This is a genomic window from Sediminibacterium roseum, from assembly GCF_009939005.1.
Lineage (GTDB): Bacteria > Bacteroidota > Bacteroidia > Chitinophagales > Chitinophagaceae > Sediminibacterium > Sediminibacterium roseum.
Map to the genome: position 1 here is coordinate 640076 of NZ_JAACJS010000015.1, position 16829 is coordinate 656904.

Genomic DNA, 16829 nt, shown 5'->3' on the forward strand with positions numbered 1-16829 from the left:
GCTCGCTCAGCAACCGCGTTAATTCATCTTCTTCTTCAGCGTCGAAACCTGTTCCTGCAGGTTATTGACCATACCTGCCAGCTGGTTCACATCCCATCTCGGTGCGGTGTTGGCTTTTTGCATAATGTAAACCGCCTTCCAGACCTCGAGCACATCTTCGGCACTTACATTGTATGGCTCGTATTGCGGATTATCGCTTAACAAAGTGATCTTGTTCTTTACACGGTTGTTGCGGATGATGCGTTTATAAACAACGCCTTCGTTCTTCGAAAGCACAACATAGGTATTGCTGTTCTTCACATCCTCCAGATCATCCACTTTCTCACCCACAATAACACTGCCGCTCGGTGTTGGCAACATACTGTCGCCCACAATCTCAAATGCCCTGTACTGGCCCGGGCCGAGCATGGGTAAGGTAAATGTATTCAGCTCATCGATAAACTCCGGATCACCGTAACCCGCCAGATAACCCGCAGCCGCCTTGACAGGCACGAACCGCACCTCCGCAACATCGGCCGTCATTTTCAACTGGCGGCGCTTCTCGAGGTAGCTGAGGGCCTTGGGCGCAGAAAGATCCTTGAAGAGAAAATCTTCAAGACTCAATTTAAACGTGTTGCAGATCTGCTCCATCACCTCGAGCCTGGGCTCCGCACGCTCTTCCTCGTACGCTCCTACAAGCGATCTTTTGATCTTGAGTTTGTTGGCAAATTCCTCCTGCGTCCAGCCACGCAACTTGCGCAGGTAACGTAAATTTTTTCCGGCGTTTGACATAGCTAATTCATTTAGTTCAAATTTACTAATATTTTTAGTTAATGGCAAAATATTTTTTTTACAGGGGGCCGAGGCGGCGCTAACTTGGCCATTTGCCGTAATTTCCTTGCCCAAACCATACCTGCACATGAGAAAAGCCCTTCTTACTTTTTTAATGATCAACAGCATCGCTTTTGCACAGACCGCTCAATCGTGGACCGACGACCTGGTACTTACACCCGAGCGATCGAACTACGAGAAAACATCGACCCACGCCGATGTGATCAGTTTTCTGAACGCGATCAAAACAAAAAGCAACAACATCAAAATTACCAGCATAGGCAAAAGCACCGGTGGCAAAGACATTCCGCTGGTGATTCTTTCCAGAACCGGGATCAGCACACCCGCAGAAGCAAAAGGTAAATTCGTTACTTATATCCAGGCCAATATACATGGCGGCGAAGTGGAGGGCAAGGAGGCGATGATGATGATGATGCGCGATATCCTGCTCGGCAAAAAAAGCCACCTGCTCGATAACCAGGTGATCCTCATCGTTCCCATTTACAATACCGACGGGAACGATAAGATGGCAAAAGGCCTGCGCCCATCGCAGGAGAACAGCCCGCTGGAAACAGGTGAGCGCGAAAACGGGCAGGGACTCGACCTCAACCGCGACGGCATAAAAATGGAAACACCCGAATCGCAGGGTATGATACAGAACATCATCACAGCATGGGATCCGCAGATGAGCGTTGACCTGCATACCACCAACGGTACCTGGCACGCCTACTCCCTTACCTGGGCGCCAAGCTATCAGTATGCCGGCGAGCCATCTACCTACAATTATACCAATGGCGTGATGCTTCCCTTCATCACCAAAACAGTGAAAGAAAAATACGGGATGTTTTTTAGCCCTTATGGCGACTACAACACAAGAGAAGGATGGCCCCTGAAAAACTTCTACACTTACAACCACCATCCGCGCTACATCGTTAACCAGTTTGGCCTGCGCAACCGGATGGCTGTTTTGAGCGAGGCCTTCTCGCACGAACGTTTTTACCAGCGTATTTACAGCACCTACACTTTTGTTTTCGAGATCCTTGATTACTGTAACAAACACGGAAAAGAGATCGCCAAAATAAACCACGATGCCGAACTGGCCGCGGTTAAAAATGTGATCGACAACGCCGGCAAGGCAAAAAAAGGCGTTCGTTTTAAAATGGTGCCAACTGCAAAAAAACTCAACGGCTTCAGAACATACGATTATACCTCGTTCACCAAAGCAGACGGAACAAGATCGTTGCTGAGAAAAGGAAACATCGTTACCTACGACAGCATTACCTATTACGGCGAATTCAAAGACACCGTGCAGAGCACCGTGCCGAGAGGTTACATCATTCCTGCCGCCATGTCGCTTATTGCTGAGCAATTGAAAAGGCAAGGCGCAAAAGTAACCCAGCTCGAAAAAGACGAGGAGCTCAGCGGCGAGGTATTCACGATAGAGAAATACACACGCGGCGCAAGAAAATTTGAGGGGCACTATATGGCATCCGCCGAAGGGAAATTCAGTCCTGCCACGCGCACCGCGCATGCCGGCGATTATAAAATAGACCTCGCCCAACCGCTGGCCAACCTTATCTTCTACATGCTCGAGCCGCAATCCGACGATGGTTTGCTCACCTGGAATTTCTTTGACACCTACCTCGACCAGAACGATGTAAAAAACAAGGCGGTGGAGTTCCCGGTGTTCAAATATTCTCCGAAGAAGAAATAGGTGGTGAGAGGTGCGTAAACCGGGGAGCGGGCCACGCTCTAATATTTCCGTCCCATTAACATCTCCCAAAATTCTTAATCGTATCTTGCACAATATGGCTAAGGCAAAAAAGAGTACGAAGAAAAAACAGCCGGTGATCCTGATCACCAACGATGATGGCGTTACGGCGCCGGGCATACGTGCATTGGTAGAATCGGTAAAGGGATTGGGGAAGATCATTGTAGTGGCTCCCGATAAACCGCAGAGCGGGATGGGCCACGCCATAACCATCGGCCACCCGCTGCGTTTACAGAAAGTAAGTGTTTTTGATGGCGTTGAAACCTATGCGTGCAGCGGTACGCCGGTTGATTGTGTGAAGCTGGCGGTTGACAAAGTATTAAAAGGCAAACCCGATATCTGCCTGAGCGGCATCAACCATGGCGCCAATCATTCTATCAATGTGATCTATTCGGGAACGATGTCTGCCGCCTTGGAAGCATCGATCGAAAGCATACCGAGCATTGGGTTCAGCCTGCTCGATCTTAGCATCGAGGCCGATTTTACCGCGGCGAAAAAATATGCGCGCATTTTAGTGGAGCATGTGCTGGGAAGCAAATCGCTCGACAAACATCTTTGCCTCAACGTAAACATTCCGAAAGGCGAGGAAGGGATCATCAAAGGGATCCGCATCTGCAGGCAGGCGTACGCGAAATACGAGGAAGAGTTTGATGGCAGGAAGGACCCGCATGGCCGCCAGTATTTCTGGCTCACGGGCGCTTTTGTAAATTTCGACAAGGGGAAAGATACCGACGTGTGGGCGCTGAAAAACAACTACGTAAGCGTGGTGCCGGTTCAGTTCGACCTCACACATTATGCGCTGAAGAAGAAACTTGAAACCAACTGGAAATTCTGATGGGCATACAAGACACCAAAAAAGCAGGCTTCATCATAGGTGCAATTGCGCCGTTCCTTGGTTTTTTTATCTATTACCTGATGCGTTTCCGCCTTTTTACGCTGAAAGAATTCTGGCAGGTGCTGATGATGCAACGCTCGCTGCTGTCGGGCATCATCAGTATTTCATTGCTGATGAATGTGCTCGTTTTTACCCTGGCGCTTAACAAGCGGAAAGATCAACTTGCGATCGGTATTTTTATTGCGAGTTGTGTGTATGGGGGCACTGCGCTGGCGATCAGGTGGTTCTTTTAATTTACCCGGTTTAATTCGTTCCGTTCACCTGCGTTTCCAAAGACGTGCGGTACCGTTTAACGGCCTTTGCAATCGACTCTGCATTTTTCTGCTGCCCTTCGCTGCTGGTAATGAATTCCTCTTCTTCGGGATCGGATAAGAAACCTAGTTCGATCAGTATGGCGGGCATGGCTACGGCCTGTAACACCCAGATGCCTTTTTCGTCACGCTGTTTTGCACCGCGGCTTTCGCGGCCCGATCTTACAAATTCCTCTTCCACCATTTCGGCCAGTTTGCGGCTGCGTTGCGCGTACTCGCTCGTGCGCATGGCATTGAGCATTTTCATCGCCGGGTTGTCGTTCTTTTTGAACTCGATCATGGCACTGTCTATGTACCCGCTTTCCGATAGCGCCTCTTCCTTATCCTTTGTTTTACCAACACCCCACAAATACGTTTCGGTTCCTTTGGCAGGATGCGGGGTTGTCCAGGTGCGGTATTCAGGAATCTGTTTTTTTATTTTCTTGCCTTTGCGTTTTACCGTTTTGGTGGTATAGCCGGTGATCTCTTTGTGCCTTACCGGGTCCATGCCGTTGCAATGCAATGAAATGAAAAGATCTCCTTTGGCGGCATTTGCTTTCTTGGCTTTTACGGTGGGGTGGTCAAATACATCGGTGGTACGCGTCATGGTGATCTCCACGTCGGGCATTTCCTGCTGCAATACATCGCGCAGTTTAAGCGCTGTTGCAAGGGCCACATCTTTTTCTTCCATATGTTTTCCCGATGCCCCGTAAAACAACCGAGCCTGGGAAGCAGGGCCTCCATGACCGGGGTCGATCACGATCCTTTTCAAAGGCTGTTTTTTCCCCGTCGTGCCGGTTTGGCCATACGATGCCGCCATTGCGGAACACAGTACCAAAACAGCTATTATTTTCCTCCAGTACATATTTTCCATTGACTATAAGAAATCAAAATAGGCATATTCCATATACAGAACATGCATTTTAACTTACTGTAAACGGGAAAGCGGGTTGGTTTAGTATAAGGGAGGCGAGAAAGCTTGCGCGATCCGCGAATGGCGCGGTATCTGATGATCAATGGTAAGTGATAAGTGGTCAGCAGTAAGTTGTTGCCGGAAGACAGCCCGGAAAATTTTCATTAACCCCCGTTGGGCCGGCTCCTCCTACAACGTTACTCACTACTGACCACTCACTGTTCTCTGCGAACACTAGGGCTGCCCTCCCCCGAGGGTAAATAAGATCGCTGCCCTGTGACGCGCCGTGGTGGGTTTCCCGTTGGCCATCGCAGGAACCCATTTTGGGCCTTTGCTTATGAGGCGGATGCCTTGTTGTTTTGAACCGAAACCAGGGTCATTGTCGGCGCGGATGTCGGAGACCGTTCCATCCTCCGCTACAAAAAACGATACGATCACCGTATAGGTTCCCGGCGGCGCGCCTTTGGCGACCATTTCTTCGAGGTTTACACTTCTTTCAACGTATTTCGACCACGCAGGCAATCCACCCGGGAATGCGGGCGGCGTAACCGTTGAAGCGCCCGATGTACCACTGAATGTTCCGCCGGTGATCGTTCCGGATATACCCGGAACGGATACCGCCGATATCATACCCCTGCTGTCGGAAGACGTGTTGGGTGCCTTGATCTTAACACCCGTTACGGTAATAGTTGGTTTTTCGTCTTCATACACAAAACTGATGGGCTGGCGCTGCCTGAACAATACTGCCTTGCCGCGCTCGTTTGTTCCCGGAACCCATTTCGGGCCTTTCAGGATCATGCGCTCTGCTTCTGCTTTTGTGCCGAAACCCGGATCGTTCTCCGCGTGCACATCGCTGATGCCGCCCTCTTTGTCGACCAGGAAAGAAACCACAACCGTATACCTACCCGGCGTTGCGTTGTTTTTCTTGGGAATGTCCTTATCCAGGTTACGCACCAGGTATTTCTCCCAGGCAATATCACCACCGGGGAAACGCGCGGGTTGCGCCGCGGTTTGTCTTGAGATGGGCGTTGCATAACCAACCACCGTAACCTCATCCGCGCCTTTGTCTTTCTGGCCGCCTACCTGCGGTGTTCTCCAGCTCACATTGCCGGTGGTGTCGGTTACAAGAAATGTATTTTTTGATACGGTTTGCGTTCCGGTATTCGCGCTTTTGTACCCGGATACAACTACATCTTTCAGCGCATCCGGGTCGTTTTCTTTCCTGTTGTCTTTTACCAAAACCTGCGAAAAACCAAGATCTGCATAATTCTGCGAAGGCTGCCACCATGCCGCGGGAATGGATGGCGCTACGGCCACTTTGAGGTTAACGTAAAAGGGGCCGCGCGAGAGGTCTACCTGCGACAGGTCTTTTGAAGACGCGTCTTTTGTTCCCCCTCCGATCTTAACGGAAAAATTTCCGTTCTCATCACTTTTTGTTTCACTCACTTCTTCATAAATGCGGTTTTTTTCTTCGCCCTGGTAAAGGATCACATTGACATATACCTTCCTGTTCCGTGCAACGTTGTTGTAGGTATCTTTTGCAACGCCGGATTGAAGTGGTAAGGAAAAGTTGCCGTTTTCTTTTACCGAAGCAGCATTTACTGCATTTCCTGTACCCGGTTTCAGGTTAATGGCAATTACCCCGTTTGCAGCATCTGCGCCAAACAATTCTATGGCCTGTGCATTTTTGTAGACGTGTATAGATTCGATCGTTGCGGGATCGATATTGTAGATCTCTTCTTTAGAAGCGCGTTGCCCGTTGAGGATAAAAACCGGGTCGGCAACCTGCATATTTCTTATGGGTTCGAAGGCGATGCTGTTCCTGTCTGAGGAAATCCGTTTTTCATCCAGCAATCCTATCATGTAAGAGGTGCTTACCAGTTCTTTCATGCTGATGGTTTCCGCATCGATCTTTTTTCCATTCACCAGTATAAAGCCGTCGGGTTGTTCTTCTTCTTTCGCAAATACATCCCTGATGTCTTCCTTATAATTCTCAACAACCGAAGCGATGGATATTTCGCCGTTGCGCTGGGCCTTGCTCCTGAAGGCAAACAATACCACTACGATGGCCAGCAAAGGCAATACCACCAACCTGCGTATGTAACTGAAACGCGGCGTTTTGTTGTTGGCAAGCATCAGCAACCTTCTTTTGATGGGTGAAAAGAAAAACGGGTGCGTTAACGCAAATCTCTGCTGCGGGTAAGCGGCCGTGAGCAGCATCTGCGCCAGCGCAGCCGTATCGCCGTTGTTCACCGCTTTTTTATCGGCGATGAATTCGTGGATCATTTCCATTTCTTTTTTCAACAACCAGAAGAAAGGATTGAACCACCCGCCGATGAGCATGACCTGTATAAAAAGTTTATCGAAAGAATGTTTCTGCTGCACATGCGTAAGCTCGTGCCTGAGTATCTGCTGCCCGGCCTGGCTCCGAATATCAATTTCTTCGTTCCAGAAAATGTAGCGGAAGAATGAGAACGGTGTTCCTTTTGCATGTGTGAGAATGAGGAACACATCGCCCACATTTTTACAGGAATGGTGTTTCAGCAACCGGTACAGTTTTACAAAAGCATGGATCATGGCCAGCAACAGTATGGCCGATATGGTTATGTAAAGAATGGAGGCCGCAAGGTCCCAGTTCCAGACAAATGCTTTTTGCGTGAGCGTGGTTTCGATCTGCGTGTTGTTATTGGCAACGACCGCTAAAATATTCATCACCGGGGGCGCCTCGCTTTGCAGCGCGGGTGCGGTCCAGGTGATCTTGATCAGCGGAACGATCCACGAAAGCAGCGCGGCCGCAAGCAGGAAGAAACGGTTGTACTGGTGGAAACGTTTGTTGCGCAGCACCAGCCAATAATAGCCCATGAGCATCCCGCTGCAGAGCATCACCTGTAAAAAGTAATAAGCGATCGTAAGCATGGCAATTATTTTTTAGCGTGTTTGATCTGTTGCAACAACAATTCAAGTTCCTTGACGCTGATGTCTTTCTGCTTTACCATAAAAGAAACCGCATCGCTGAACGAGCCCTCGAAATAACCCTCTACCAAAGTGCGGATCGTGCCCGCTGAATAATCTTCCTTCGAAACCAATGGGTAATACTGGTGCACGCGGCCGATAGGTGTAACGCCTACAAAACCTTTGTCCACCAATATCTTCACGATCGTTGCAATCGTATTCGAATGCGGCCTCGGCTCAGGCTGCGCTTCAATGATGTCTTTGAGGAACGCCTCTTCCAGTTTCCAGATGCTTTGCATGATCTGTTCTTCTGCCTTGGTCAATGGTTTCATGTGGTGCGGTTTGATTGTAAGTAAATATAATAACTAATTATTTAGTTTGCAAACTATTTTTCTAGTCTGCTTACGCGGTCGGGATCCGGGTTTTGATCCGGTCATGCCTATAAAAAAGCCGGTGGTTCATAGCGTATGGCTCAAAGCTGCCCCCTAACTTGCACGTGAATATGAAATACTACCTCATTTCCGGCGAAGCCAGTGGCGACCTGCACGGGAGCAACCTCGTGAAACAGTTGTTTGCAAAGGATGGGCAGGCGCAGATCCGCTGCTGGGGCGGCGACCTGATGGAGGCCGCCGGGGCCACGCTGGTGAAGCACTACCGCGAGCTGGCCTTCATGGGTTTTGCAGAAGTAATCAGGAACCTGCCCACGATCCTTAAGAACATAAAATTCTGTAAGCAGGACATCGCCCGTTTTCAACCCGATGTGTTGGTACTGATCGATTACCCGGGTTTCAATCTTCGTATTGCCGAATGGGCAAAGCAGCAGGGGTTTACGGTAGTGTACTACATCTCTCCACAGGTATGGGCGTGGAAAGAGAACCGCGTGAAGAAAATGAAACAGAACATCGACCTGATGCTTTGTATCCTTCCTTTTGAAAAAGCGTATTACAAGAACCGCTGGGATTGGGATGTGGAATACGTAGGGCACCCGCTGGCAGAAGTGATCGATGCGAAACTGGCCGGGGCAACCGTGTCATCCGCAGAAAAAAATACGATCGCGCTGTTGCCCGGCAGCCGCAAACAGGAGATCAGCAAAAAACTACCCATCATGCTCGATGTGGCAAAATCGTTTCCGCAATATGAGTTCGTGGTAGCAAAGGCGCCTGGGTTGGAAGATGATTTTTACGCGCCGTTACTGGCGGCCTATAAAAATGTTTCGTCTGTTCGCAACCAGACCTACGACCTCCTGCTCCGCTCCCGCGCCGCGCTGGTAACCAGCGGAACGGCAACGCTCGAAACGGCCCTGTTTGGTGTGCCGGAAGTGGTATGTTACAAGGGCAGCAACATCAGCTACCAGATCGCGAAGCGACTGATCAGGATCAAATACATTTCACTGGTTAACCTGATCATGGATAAGGAAGTGGTAAAAGAGCTGATTCAACACGAGCTCACAACAAACAACCTCGTTAAAGAGCTCACCCTCCTGCTCAACGATGAAAAGAAAATCCAAGCCCTCCGGAAAGATTATGCAGACCTGAAAACCCTGCTGCGTGCAGGCGGACATGCATCTGAACAGGCGGCAGAAAAGATCCTGGGTTTGCTGAAAAATTGAAAGATGCTAGTGCCCTCTCAGCAACGGGATCACCACCAGCTTAAAAATAATGATCAGCACGGCTACCAGGAACATGATGAGTGAGATACGGTTCATACCGTGCATGTATTTCATCCACTGCGTACGTTCTTCGTTGGGGTCGCGCTTTTTGATGTAAAGGTATTCCGCTATTTGTTTCCAGATGCCCATAAGCGTTTGGAGGCAGGCGTTTCGCATGTACAGGTCATTGCGTTTGTTCTTCCCGTCTCCTTACAAAGGTATAAAACCGTTCATACAAAACACGCAGCCGATTGTGATTTAGCAGTATATTGTTTGAACAAATTGTTTGAAATGAGAAAACTGATCGTGCTGGCGGCGCTTGTTGGCTGGCTGCCGGGCCTTGCGCAGGTAAAAGAAGGTTTTGTAAGGTACAAGACCGCAATTTCGGGTGCTGGTGGAAACGAAATGTTGTCTGCACTGGCCGGCAACAGCGGAATGAGTATTTATTTCAAAAACGAAAGATCTCTCACCGAGCTGGTTACCCCGTTGTATACCATGCGTACGCTTACCGACAGCAAAGAAACGATCACGTTCATGGATGGCACCGGGGAAAAGATATATACCCGCAACCCCAACAGCGCTCTGAAACGCATACCGCAGCCAAAGGCTCCCGAGCCCGTGGTTACGGTTACCACTGAAAAGAAAAAAATATTGGGATTTGATTGCACCAAAATGATCGTTACCGACAAGGACCACAAGGGCAATACCGCAACCCTTACCATCTGGTATACCGATAAAATAAACTGTTCGGCTTCAACAGGATTTATTAATGAAGCGATCGCGGCAAAAATAAAGGGCATGCCGCTCGAGATCGACATAGACAAAGGGGCGATCAAATCAAAGGTCACCGCAACCGAATTATCGCTCAAACCGGTTCCCGATGCCACGTTCGCTGTGTCTACCGCTGGTTATACGGAGCGCAAGGCGATCCCGAAAAAAGATCCGCGATGACCGTGCAGGATCCATGAATGCTGAAGCCTGATCACAGAACGCGTTATGCTACAGCATCTCCCGGAGAAAATGACTGATCTGCGCCGTTTCAATGATGAAGCCGTCGTGACCATACGCAGAATCGATCTCGATGAATTTTGTATTGGGGATATGGTCTGCCATGAATCGTTGCTCATCCAGCGGACATAAAATATCGCTGCGTATCCCGATGATGAGCGTGGGTTGTTGTATGGATCGCAGAACAGTGATGAGGTCACCACCCCTTTTCCTTCCGAGGTGATGGCTGTCCATCGACTTGGTAAGCAACCAGTAACTGTACGCATTGAAACGTTTCACCAGTTTATCTCCCTGGTAGTTCAAATAAGACGACGCTTTAAAATCATCGGTCTTTTCCGGGTCGGGGTCCGTTTGTTTTTCCTGGAAAGTTCCATAGTTGCGGTAGGTAAGCATACCGATGGCGCGTGCTGCTTTCAAGCCTTTGGCACCGGCGCCTGGTGTATGATCTTTCCAGGTACTGTCTGCTTCAATCGCCAGTCGCTGCGCGGTGTGCACCGCAACACCCCATGCGCTTTCTGAAGGCGAGGTGGCGATGAGAAATAATTTCCCGATCACGTCTTTTTCCATCACTGCCCATTCAAGCGCCTGGTAACCGCCCATGCTTCCGCCCATCAGCAAATGGATTTGGTTGATGTGAAGGTGTTTGCGCAGCAATATGTGTGCATTCACCATATCGCGTATGGTTACATTGGGAAAATCGGAGTAATAAGGTTTTCTGGTAGCAGGATTTTCGCTTGCAGGACCGGTTGATCCGTAACAGGAGCCGAGTATATTGGCGCAGACGATGAAATATTTTGCCGGGTCAATAAGGCAGCCCTCTCCTACCAGCCCTTTCCACCAGTCGGCCGCATCGGAGCTGGCCGTTAATGCATGACAGATCCATACGACGTTGCTTTTATCCGCATTCAATTGGCCGTAGGTATGGTAAGCGATACGGAGGGAAGGAAGCGTAGTGCCGTTCTCGAGTGTAAAATCGTCTGTATGGTCAAAGAATTTCATAAAGTATTATTCCGCATTTCAAAGCAAAATAAGTGCATGGTTAAATTACATTTGCATAAATCTTTTAAATGGCAACAATTCATATCAAAAGAGTGGATGACGCTTACGCGATGGAAGCCTCCGATACTAACGGTCATTCGCTTAGGATGGATGCGGCTGAAGCCATTGGCGGGCACGGCTCGGGTATTCGCCCGATGCAGACGATCCTGATGGGACTGGGTGGTTGCGGCGGTATCGACATCCTTTCGATCCTGAAAAAACAACGACAGGAGATCGATTCTTTCGAAATGGTGGTCAACGGCGAACGCGAAACCGGGAAAGAACCGGCTTTGTGGAAGCACGTGCACATTCAATTTTCTTTTTCAGGAAAGGTTGATCTTGACAAAGCGCAAAAAGCATGTGCCTTGTCGCTGGAAAAATATTGCTCCGTTGCGGCAACACTGCGCACAGCGGGATGTTCGATCGAATGGGATGTTGAAGTAAAATAGCAAACAGCCGTTCCGTTTTCCTTATTCCAAATTTTCAAAATTCCCTCCATGCCACACAAACAAACAAAAGCGGTACGCATACAAACCGAACGCACCAATGAAATGGAGCACTCCACTCCCCTGTTTCTCACCAGCAGTTTCTGTTTCGACAATACGGAGGAGATGCGCGCGGCTTTTGCGGATGAGTCGGATGATAATATATACAGCCGTTTCAGCAATCCCGGCGTACAGGAATTCATCGATAAAATGTGCGCGCTCGAAGACGCTGAAGCGGGTTACGCTACCGCCTCGGGTATGAGCGCCGTATTTGGTTCATTCATGGCGCTGATGAAACAGGGCGATCACCTGCTCGGCTGCAATGCCATTTTTGGCAGCACACATACCGTGATTTCGAAATACCTGCCCAGGTTCGGCATCGAATTCTCATACGTTCCGGCCGATGCAACAGAAAAGGATTGGGAAGCCGCCATCAGGCCCAATACAAAAATGATCTACCTGGAAACGCCAACCAATCCCGGCCTCGATGTACTGGACCTGGAAATGATCGGCCGTGTTGCAAAAAAACACAACATCATTTTTAATGTAGACAATTGCTTTGCAACACCAATGGCGCAGCAACCCATCGCCTATGGCGCCGACCTGGTGGTTCATTCTGCAACAAAATGGTTAGACGGGCAGGGCCGTGTGCTCGGTGGCGTGGTAGTTGGGAAAAAAGAACTGATCAAGGAAATTTACCTGTTTTGCAGGAGCACGGGACCGGCACTTTCTCCTTTCAATGCATGGGTATTGAGTAAAAGCCTGGAAACGCTTGATGTAAGAATGGAGCGCCACGCATCAAATGCGTTGTTTATTTCGGAAGCGTTGGAGAAACATGAAAAGATCAGCTCGCTGCGCTACCCGTTCCTACAGAGCCACCCGCAATATGCCATCGCAAAAAAACAAATGCAGAATGGCGGCGGTGTTGTTTGTTTTGAACTGAAGGGCGGCCTTGATGCGGGCAGAAAATTCCTGAACAGCCTGGAAATGCTTTCGCTCACCGCAAACCTTGGCGATACAAGAAGCATAGCCTCGCACCCGGCAAGCACCACGCATGCAAAACTGAGCGAAGCGGAAAGGCAGGCCGTGAACATTACGCCCGGCCTGATCCGTATCAGCGTTGGCCTGGAACATAAGGAAGATATACTCAACGATATTCTCCAGGCGCTTGAAAAATGTTAATGCTTAACAGCAGGTGTGATTGGTAAGCAACACCATCGTTTCCTCTGTAGCCAGCAGGCTGTGGGTAACTTCGTGGTGCAGCATTACCAGTTGGCCGGCGTGTAAAGTTACCACCTCTTCATCGGCGGTCAGTTCCACTTCGCCTTCGAGGATCTGCATGGTAACGGTTCCATCAATAGAGTTTTCTCCAATGCGGGAGCCGGTGTGCATACAGATGAGCACCGTGGTAAGATTGTCTGTTTTAAACAGGGTGATGCCGTTGCAGTCAGTCTCTTCCCAACCATGCTCATGTTGCAATTGTTGCAAAGAAGTGTTGATGTCGGTGATCACATACGGAGCGTCCAGAACCCTTGCTCCCTCCGGTCTGTTGTAGGTAGAATCGGTCGTTTTCATCGTGATTGGTGTTGTTTAGTTGTAACAATACCAATGCAAAAACGGTGCAGTAAAATTATATGCGTTACGGGGGAATTATTTCCCCATACTAATCCTTCATCGCATAGCGTATACCACCCAGCAGGTGCCTGAGGTAAAGCGGGTCTGAAAAAGACTCATCGGTATGCCCGAGTTCGGTATAAAAAGAACGCCCGCCATCAAAATCGTGGTACCAAGCCATCGGGTGAACATCGCCGTTCTCGCCGCCGGTATAACTCTTCTCGTCGATGGTCAGCAGCACATGCAACCCGTTCTGCAGGCTTTTGAAATTGTACCATTCATCAAAACGCTCCCATTTTTGCGGAAGGTGCCGGGTAGAAATATGCGTGGAGTCGACAACCTGGATGATGGCTTTTTGTTGTTTCGGGTGACTTTTAAAATAAGCGCCGACCAGTTTATTGTACCAGGGCCAGTCGTACTCGGTATCTGTTGCTGCGTGGATGCCCACAAAACCGCCGCCACCCCGGATGTATTTTTCAAATGCTGCCTGCTGGTCATCGGTAAGCACATTGCCCGTGGTGCTCATGAAAACAACGGCTGCGTATTTTTTCAGTGTTCTTTTGGTGAAGAAAGTGGAGTCGGTGGTAGTGTCTACCGCAAACCTGTTTTCGGCGCCCAGTTTCTGGATGGCCGCGATACCCGCGGGGATGCTTGCGTGGTGATATCCTTTTGTTTTGGAATACACCAATATGCGTTTCATTTTTTTCTCAACCGTAAAAGAGAAAAACAGGCAGGCGGCAATGCTGAAACTGGCGAGCAGGGTAATTTTTTTCATATGGTTTTTTTGATACCGTTGTTGATTTATTGGCTAAATTGACAGCGATTCAACGCTGGATCATAAATCTACCAAAAGAAACTGAAATAAACACTGCCCATGAAAACCACCACCGGCTCCCTGCTTGCTTCGATGATGTTTTTGGAATACTTTATCTGGGGCGCCTGGTACGTTACGCTGGGCACCTACATGGCCACCAGTCTTCATGCCACCGGCGTAGAGATCGGAACCACCTACGGCGCGCTTGCCATTGCCACCATGATCTCTCCTTTTTTTGTAGGATTGGTGGCCGATCGCTTCTTCTCCGCGCAAAAGATCATGGGTGTATTGCACCTGCTCGGCGCGGCGCTTTTGTTTCTTGCCACCAAAATAGAGAACAGCGGCACTTTTTATTGGGTCATACTGGGCTATTCATTGCTGTATACACCCACCATCGCACTCAGCAACAGCGTTGCTTTTTCGCAGATGACAGACGCCGGTAAACAGTTTCCATGGATCCGCGTGTTCGGAACGCTGGGCTGGATCGTTGCAGGACTGCTCATCACCAAATTCGACATCGCAAAATCATCTTACACATTTTACATGGCCGCAGCCGTTTCAGTAGTATTGGGACTGCTGAGTTTTGTTTTACCCGATACGCCCCCCAAGGCCCGGTCTACAGAAGCATCTGCCGCAAAAGCGCTGGGCACCGATGCATTTGTTTTATTCAGGCAACGGTCGTATACCGTATTTTTTATCGCAGCGATCCTGGTTTGCATTCCGCTCTCTTTCTACTATGGCTTCGGCAACAAGTTTCTCGACGAAATAGGTTTTGAAAATGCGACAGGTAAAATGACCCTGGGGCAGGTTTCGGAAGCGGTGTTTATCCTTGCCATCCCGTTCCTTTTCAACCGTATTGGCGTAAAGAAAATGATACTGGTGGGCATGCTCGCCTGGATACTGCGTTACGTATTTTTCTCTTACGGTGATGTGGCAAACAACAGCTGGATGCTGTATGCCGGCATCATATTGCACGGCATCTGTTACGATTTCTTCTTTGTAACCGGCTACATGTATACCGAAAAGAAAGCCGGCGCCAAAATAAAAAACGCGGCGCAGGGATTGTTCACCTTCGCCACCTATGGCGTGGGTATGTTTATAGGAACCTGGTATTCGGGGTATGTGTACGACCAGCATGCCGTTGGCGATGGATCGCACAACTGGACGGCGATATGGCACGTGCCGGCGTATATTGCGGCGGGGGTGTTGCTGTATTTTATCATTTTCTTCAAAGAGAATCGTTCCCAAACCCTCACTGCCGCGCAGAAAGGATGAGTTAAACAAAAAATGAAAACAAACCATATGAAAAGAATTGCCATGCTCGGCTCCGGTTTTATCGGGCGTTTTTATGCCGACTCGCTCCAGGGCTACAGGAGCCGGGATAAAGTGACCAGTATTTATTCCCGCAGGGAAGAAAGCGCAAAAAAATTTGCACAGGATTATGGCTGCGAACACTGGACAACCAATATGGAAGAAGCGATCGCACACCCGGCTGTAGACATCGTTTGCATCGCCTTGCCCAACAACCTGCACGAAGCGGCGGTGATGCTTTGCTGCAAGTACAAAAAAGCCGTGATGACCACCAAGCCACTCGGCCGCAATGCCGAAGAAGCCAAACGCATGTTGCTTGCGGTTGAAGAAGCAGGCATTTTTAACGGATACCTCGAGGATCTTGTTTACACACCCAAATTCATCAAAGCCAATGAGAGCGTACGGAACGGCGCATTGGGCAGGGTGTTGTGGGCAAAATCGAGAGAAACCCACCCCGGCCCACACAGCGATTGGTTCTGGGATATTGAACAGGCAGGCGGCGGTTGTATCCTCGACCTGGGTTGCCACTGCGTGGAAATTACGCGCAGTTACATCGGCAAAGACATCAGGCCGGTAGAAGTAATGTGCTGGGCAGATACGCAGGTAAAACCAATAGATGCGGAGGACCATGCCATAGGCCTTGTAAAATACGAGAACGGCGCCATCGGTCAGTTTGAAGTGAGCTGGACCTTCAGGGGCGGCCTCGACCTGCGCGATGAGGTGATGGGCACCGAAGGAACGATCTGGATCAACAGTTTTCTCCGTACGGGTTTCGATATGTTCACCACAGGAAAAGGCGCAGACTATGTGGCCGAAAAAGCCGAGAGCAACAGCGGCTGGCTGTTCCCGGTGGGCGATGAACTGAATGAACTTGGTTACAACCATATGTTCATGGACATGTTCAACGCGATGGAAAAAAATGAACCGCCCAAAGAAACGTTTTACGACGGCTATGTTGTAAATGCCATTCTCGACGCAGCCTACCGCTCGGCCAAAAGCAAATTATGGGAGCCGGTGCAGCTCGATATCTGGCGCGGACAAACCGGGTTAACCAAAGAGAGCCACCTCGTGGAATACGATACAGACCATTACCTCGTAAAAGAAGAGATGACCCACTACGGCGCCAAAAAGCTGATCCTGAAAAACAAACATACCGGTAAGATCATCGAGCAAACGATATAGAAAACACGAAGGCACAAGAGCAGTGGCAACGGCACCGGGATTAACTAGTGATAACGGTGTTGGCCTTGGCTCCTGTGCCTTTTTCGGGAAGCTTGTTT

Annotated in this window: 17 protein-coding genes; 9 read left to right on the forward strand and 8 right to left on the reverse strand. The window is 49.4% G+C overall.

Features of this window, described 5'->3' with window-relative positions; translation table 11 throughout:
- Nucleotides 1-18: 18 nt before the first annotated feature.
- Complete coding sequence (locus GWC95_RS13895) at nucleotides 19-771, reverse strand: LexA family transcriptional regulator (RefSeq protein WP_161819327.1); 753 nt, start codon at nucleotides 769-771, stop codon at nucleotides 19-21.
- Nucleotides 772-898: 127 nt separating this feature from the next.
- Between GWC95_RS13895 and GWC95_RS13900 the strand changes: the two genes are divergently transcribed.
- The 3 genes from GWC95_RS13900 (at nucleotide 899) to GWC95_RS13910 (ending at nucleotide 3709) form a co-directional block, all read left to right on the forward strand.
- A complete protein-coding gene (locus GWC95_RS13900; protein ID WP_161819328.1) occupies nucleotides 899-2524 on the forward strand; it encodes a M14 family metallopeptidase in 1626 nt (541 codons plus the stop codon).
- A 94-nt stretch (nucleotides 2525-2618) separates the two neighbouring features.
- Nucleotides 2619-3416, forward strand: a complete 798-nt coding sequence (gene surE, locus GWC95_RS13905; RefSeq protein WP_161819329.1) for a 5'/3'-nucleotidase SurE — start codon at nucleotides 2619-2621, stop codon at nucleotides 3414-3416.
- Entirely contained in the window at nucleotides 3416-3709 is a 294-nt protein-coding gene (locus GWC95_RS13910) for a hypothetical protein (protein WP_161819330.1), read from the forward strand. Before surE ends, GWC95_RS13910 begins: the two co-directional genes overlap by 1 nt.
- 10 nt (nucleotides 3710-3719) lie before the next feature.
- Here GWC95_RS13910 and GWC95_RS13915 read toward each other — a convergent pair whose 3' ends face one another.
- From GWC95_RS13915 to GWC95_RS13925, 3 genes are all read right to left on the reverse strand, one after another.
- Nucleotides 3720-4604 (reverse strand): N-acetylmuramoyl-L-alanine amidase family protein, encoded by an 885-nt coding sequence (locus tag GWC95_RS13915; protein WP_161819331.1) that lies wholly within the window; start codon nucleotides 4602-4604, stop codon nucleotides 3720-3722.
- 309 nt (nucleotides 4605-4913) lie between these two features.
- Nucleotides 4914-7595: a M56 family metallopeptidase gene (locus tag GWC95_RS13920; RefSeq protein ID WP_161819332.1), complete on the reverse strand. Its 2682-nt coding sequence runs from the start codon at nucleotides 7593-7595 to the stop codon at nucleotides 4914-4916.
- A gap of 5 nt (nucleotides 7596-7600) precedes the next feature.
- The gene (locus GWC95_RS13925) at nucleotides 7601-7963 is read right to left on the reverse strand and encodes a BlaI/MecI/CopY family transcriptional regulator (RefSeq protein WP_161819333.1); all 363 of its coding nucleotides are present in this window, start codon (nucleotides 7961-7963) and stop codon (nucleotides 7601-7603) included.
- Nucleotides 7964-8133: 170 nt separating this feature from the next.
- On the opposite strand from GWC95_RS13925, the gene lpxB reads away from it, so the two are divergent.
- The gene (lpxB, locus tag GWC95_RS13930; protein ID WP_161819334.1) at nucleotides 8134-9240 is read left to right on the forward strand and encodes a lipid-A-disaccharide synthase; all 1107 of its coding nucleotides are present in this window, start codon (nucleotides 8134-8136) and stop codon (nucleotides 9238-9240) included.
- Nucleotides 9241-9246: 6 nt separating this feature from the next.
- Here lpxB and GWC95_RS13935 read toward each other — a convergent pair whose 3' ends face one another.
- Complete coding sequence (locus GWC95_RS13935; RefSeq protein ID WP_237722161.1) at nucleotides 9247-9456, reverse strand: DUF6728 family protein; 210 nt, start codon at nucleotides 9454-9456, stop codon at nucleotides 9247-9249.
- Nucleotides 9457-9570: 114 nt separating this feature from the next.
- On the opposite strand from GWC95_RS13935, the gene GWC95_RS13940 reads away from it, so the two are divergent.
- The gene (locus GWC95_RS13940; protein WP_161819335.1) at nucleotides 9571-10230 is read left to right on the forward strand and encodes a hypothetical protein; all 660 of its coding nucleotides are present in this window, start codon (nucleotides 9571-9573) and stop codon (nucleotides 10228-10230) included.
- Between the two features lie 48 nt (nucleotides 10231-10278).
- Here the strand turns inward: GWC95_RS13940 and metX are convergent, their stop codons facing one another.
- On the reverse strand, nucleotides 10279-11286 hold the full coding sequence (gene metX, locus GWC95_RS13945) for a homoserine O-acetyltransferase MetX (RefSeq protein WP_161819336.1): 1008 nt from the start codon (nucleotides 11284-11286) through the stop codon (nucleotides 10279-10281).
- Between the two features lie 68 nt (nucleotides 11287-11354).
- Between metX and GWC95_RS13950 the strand changes: the two genes are divergently transcribed.
- Entirely contained in the window at nucleotides 11355-11774 is a 420-nt protein-coding gene (locus tag GWC95_RS13950) for an OsmC family protein (protein ID WP_161819337.1), read from the forward strand.
- Between the two features lie 48 nt (nucleotides 11775-11822).
- The gene (locus GWC95_RS13955; RefSeq protein ID WP_161819338.1) at nucleotides 11823-12992 is read left to right on the forward strand and encodes a trans-sulfuration enzyme family protein; all 1170 of its coding nucleotides are present in this window, start codon (nucleotides 11823-11825) and stop codon (nucleotides 12990-12992) included.
- 3 nt (nucleotides 12993-12995) lie between these two features.
- Here the strand turns inward: GWC95_RS13955 and GWC95_RS13960 are convergent, their stop codons facing one another.
- Both GWC95_RS13960 and GWC95_RS13965 read right to left on the reverse strand, forming a co-directional pair.
- Nucleotides 12996-13385 (reverse strand): cupin domain-containing protein, encoded by a 390-nt coding sequence (locus tag GWC95_RS13960; RefSeq protein WP_161819339.1) that lies wholly within the window; start codon nucleotides 13383-13385, stop codon nucleotides 12996-12998.
- A gap of 88 nt (nucleotides 13386-13473) precedes the next feature.
- Nucleotides 13474-14199 carry a ThuA domain-containing protein gene (locus tag GWC95_RS13965; RefSeq protein ID WP_161819340.1) on the reverse strand — a complete coding sequence of 242 codons (726 nt, stop codon included), beginning with the start codon at nucleotides 14197-14199 and terminating at the stop codon, nucleotides 13474-13476.
- Nucleotides 14200-14298: 99 nt separating this feature from the next.
- Here GWC95_RS13965 and GWC95_RS13970 point away from each other — a divergent pair, with 99 nt between their 5' ends.
- Both GWC95_RS13970 and GWC95_RS13975 read left to right on the forward strand, forming a co-directional pair.
- Nucleotides 14299-15513, forward strand: coding sequence for a nucleoside permease (locus GWC95_RS13970; protein ID WP_161819341.1), 1215 nt, complete (start codon nucleotides 14299-14301; stop codon nucleotides 15511-15513).
- 27 nt (nucleotides 15514-15540) lie between these two features.
- Nucleotides 15541-16731 carry a Gfo/Idh/MocA family protein gene (locus GWC95_RS13975; protein ID WP_161819342.1) on the forward strand — a complete coding sequence of 397 codons (1191 nt, stop codon included), beginning with the start codon at nucleotides 15541-15543 and terminating at the stop codon, nucleotides 16729-16731.
- Nucleotides 16732-16829: the final 98 nt, after the last annotated feature.

Bases quoted from the DNA above. Each gene is read 5' to 3' on its own strand.
- GWC95_RS13895 (WP_161819327.1), bottom strand. From the start codon at position 771: ATGTCAAACGCCGGAAAAAATTTACGTTACCTGCGCAAGTTGCGTGGC.
- GWC95_RS13900 (WP_161819328.1), top strand. From the start codon at position 899: ATGAGAAAAGCCCTTCTTACTTTTTTAATGATCAACAGCATCGCTTTT.
- surE (WP_161819329.1), top strand. From the start codon at position 2,619: ATGGCTAAGGCAAAAAAGAGTACGAAGAAAAAACAGCCGGTGATCCTG.
- GWC95_RS13910 (WP_161819330.1), top strand. From the start codon at position 3,416: ATGGGCATACAAGACACCAAAAAAGCAGGCTTCATCATAGGTGCAATT.
- GWC95_RS13920 (WP_161819332.1), bottom strand. From the start codon at position 7,595: ATGCTTACGATCGCTTATTACTTTTTACAGGTGATGCTCTGCAGCGGG.
- GWC95_RS13925 (WP_161819333.1), bottom strand. From the start codon at position 7,963: ATGAAACCATTGACCAAGGCAGAAGAACAGATCATGCAAAGCATCTGG.
- lpxB (WP_161819334.1), top strand. From the start codon at position 8,134: ATGAAATACTACCTCATTTCCGGCGAAGCCAGTGGCGACCTGCACGGG.
- GWC95_RS13935 (WP_237722161.1), bottom strand. From the start codon at position 9,456: ATGCGAAACGCCTGCCTCCAAACGCTTATGGGCATCTGGAAACAAATA.
- GWC95_RS13940 (WP_161819335.1), top strand. From the start codon at position 9,571: ATGAGAAAACTGATCGTGCTGGCGGCGCTTGTTGGCTGGCTGCCGGGC.
- metX (WP_161819336.1), bottom strand. From the start codon at position 11,286: ATGAAATTCTTTGACCATACAGACGATTTTACACTCGAGAACGGCACT.
- GWC95_RS13950 (WP_161819337.1), top strand. From the start codon at position 11,355: ATGGCAACAATTCATATCAAAAGAGTGGATGACGCTTACGCGATGGAA.
- GWC95_RS13955 (WP_161819338.1), top strand. From the start codon at position 11,823: ATGCCACACAAACAAACAAAAGCGGTACGCATACAAACCGAACGCACC.
- GWC95_RS13960 (WP_161819339.1), bottom strand. From the start codon at position 13,385: ATGAAAACGACCGATTCTACCTACAACAGACCGGAGGGAGCAAGGGTT.
- GWC95_RS13965 (WP_161819340.1), bottom strand. From the start codon at position 14,199: ATGAAAAAAATTACCCTGCTCGCCAGTTTCAGCATTGCCGCCTGCCTG.
- GWC95_RS13970 (WP_161819341.1), top strand. From the start codon at position 14,299: ATGAAAACCACCACCGGCTCCCTGCTTGCTTCGATGATGTTTTTGGAA.
- GWC95_RS13975 (WP_161819342.1), top strand. From the start codon at position 15,541: ATGAAAAGAATTGCCATGCTCGGCTCCGGTTTTATCGGGCGTTTTTAT.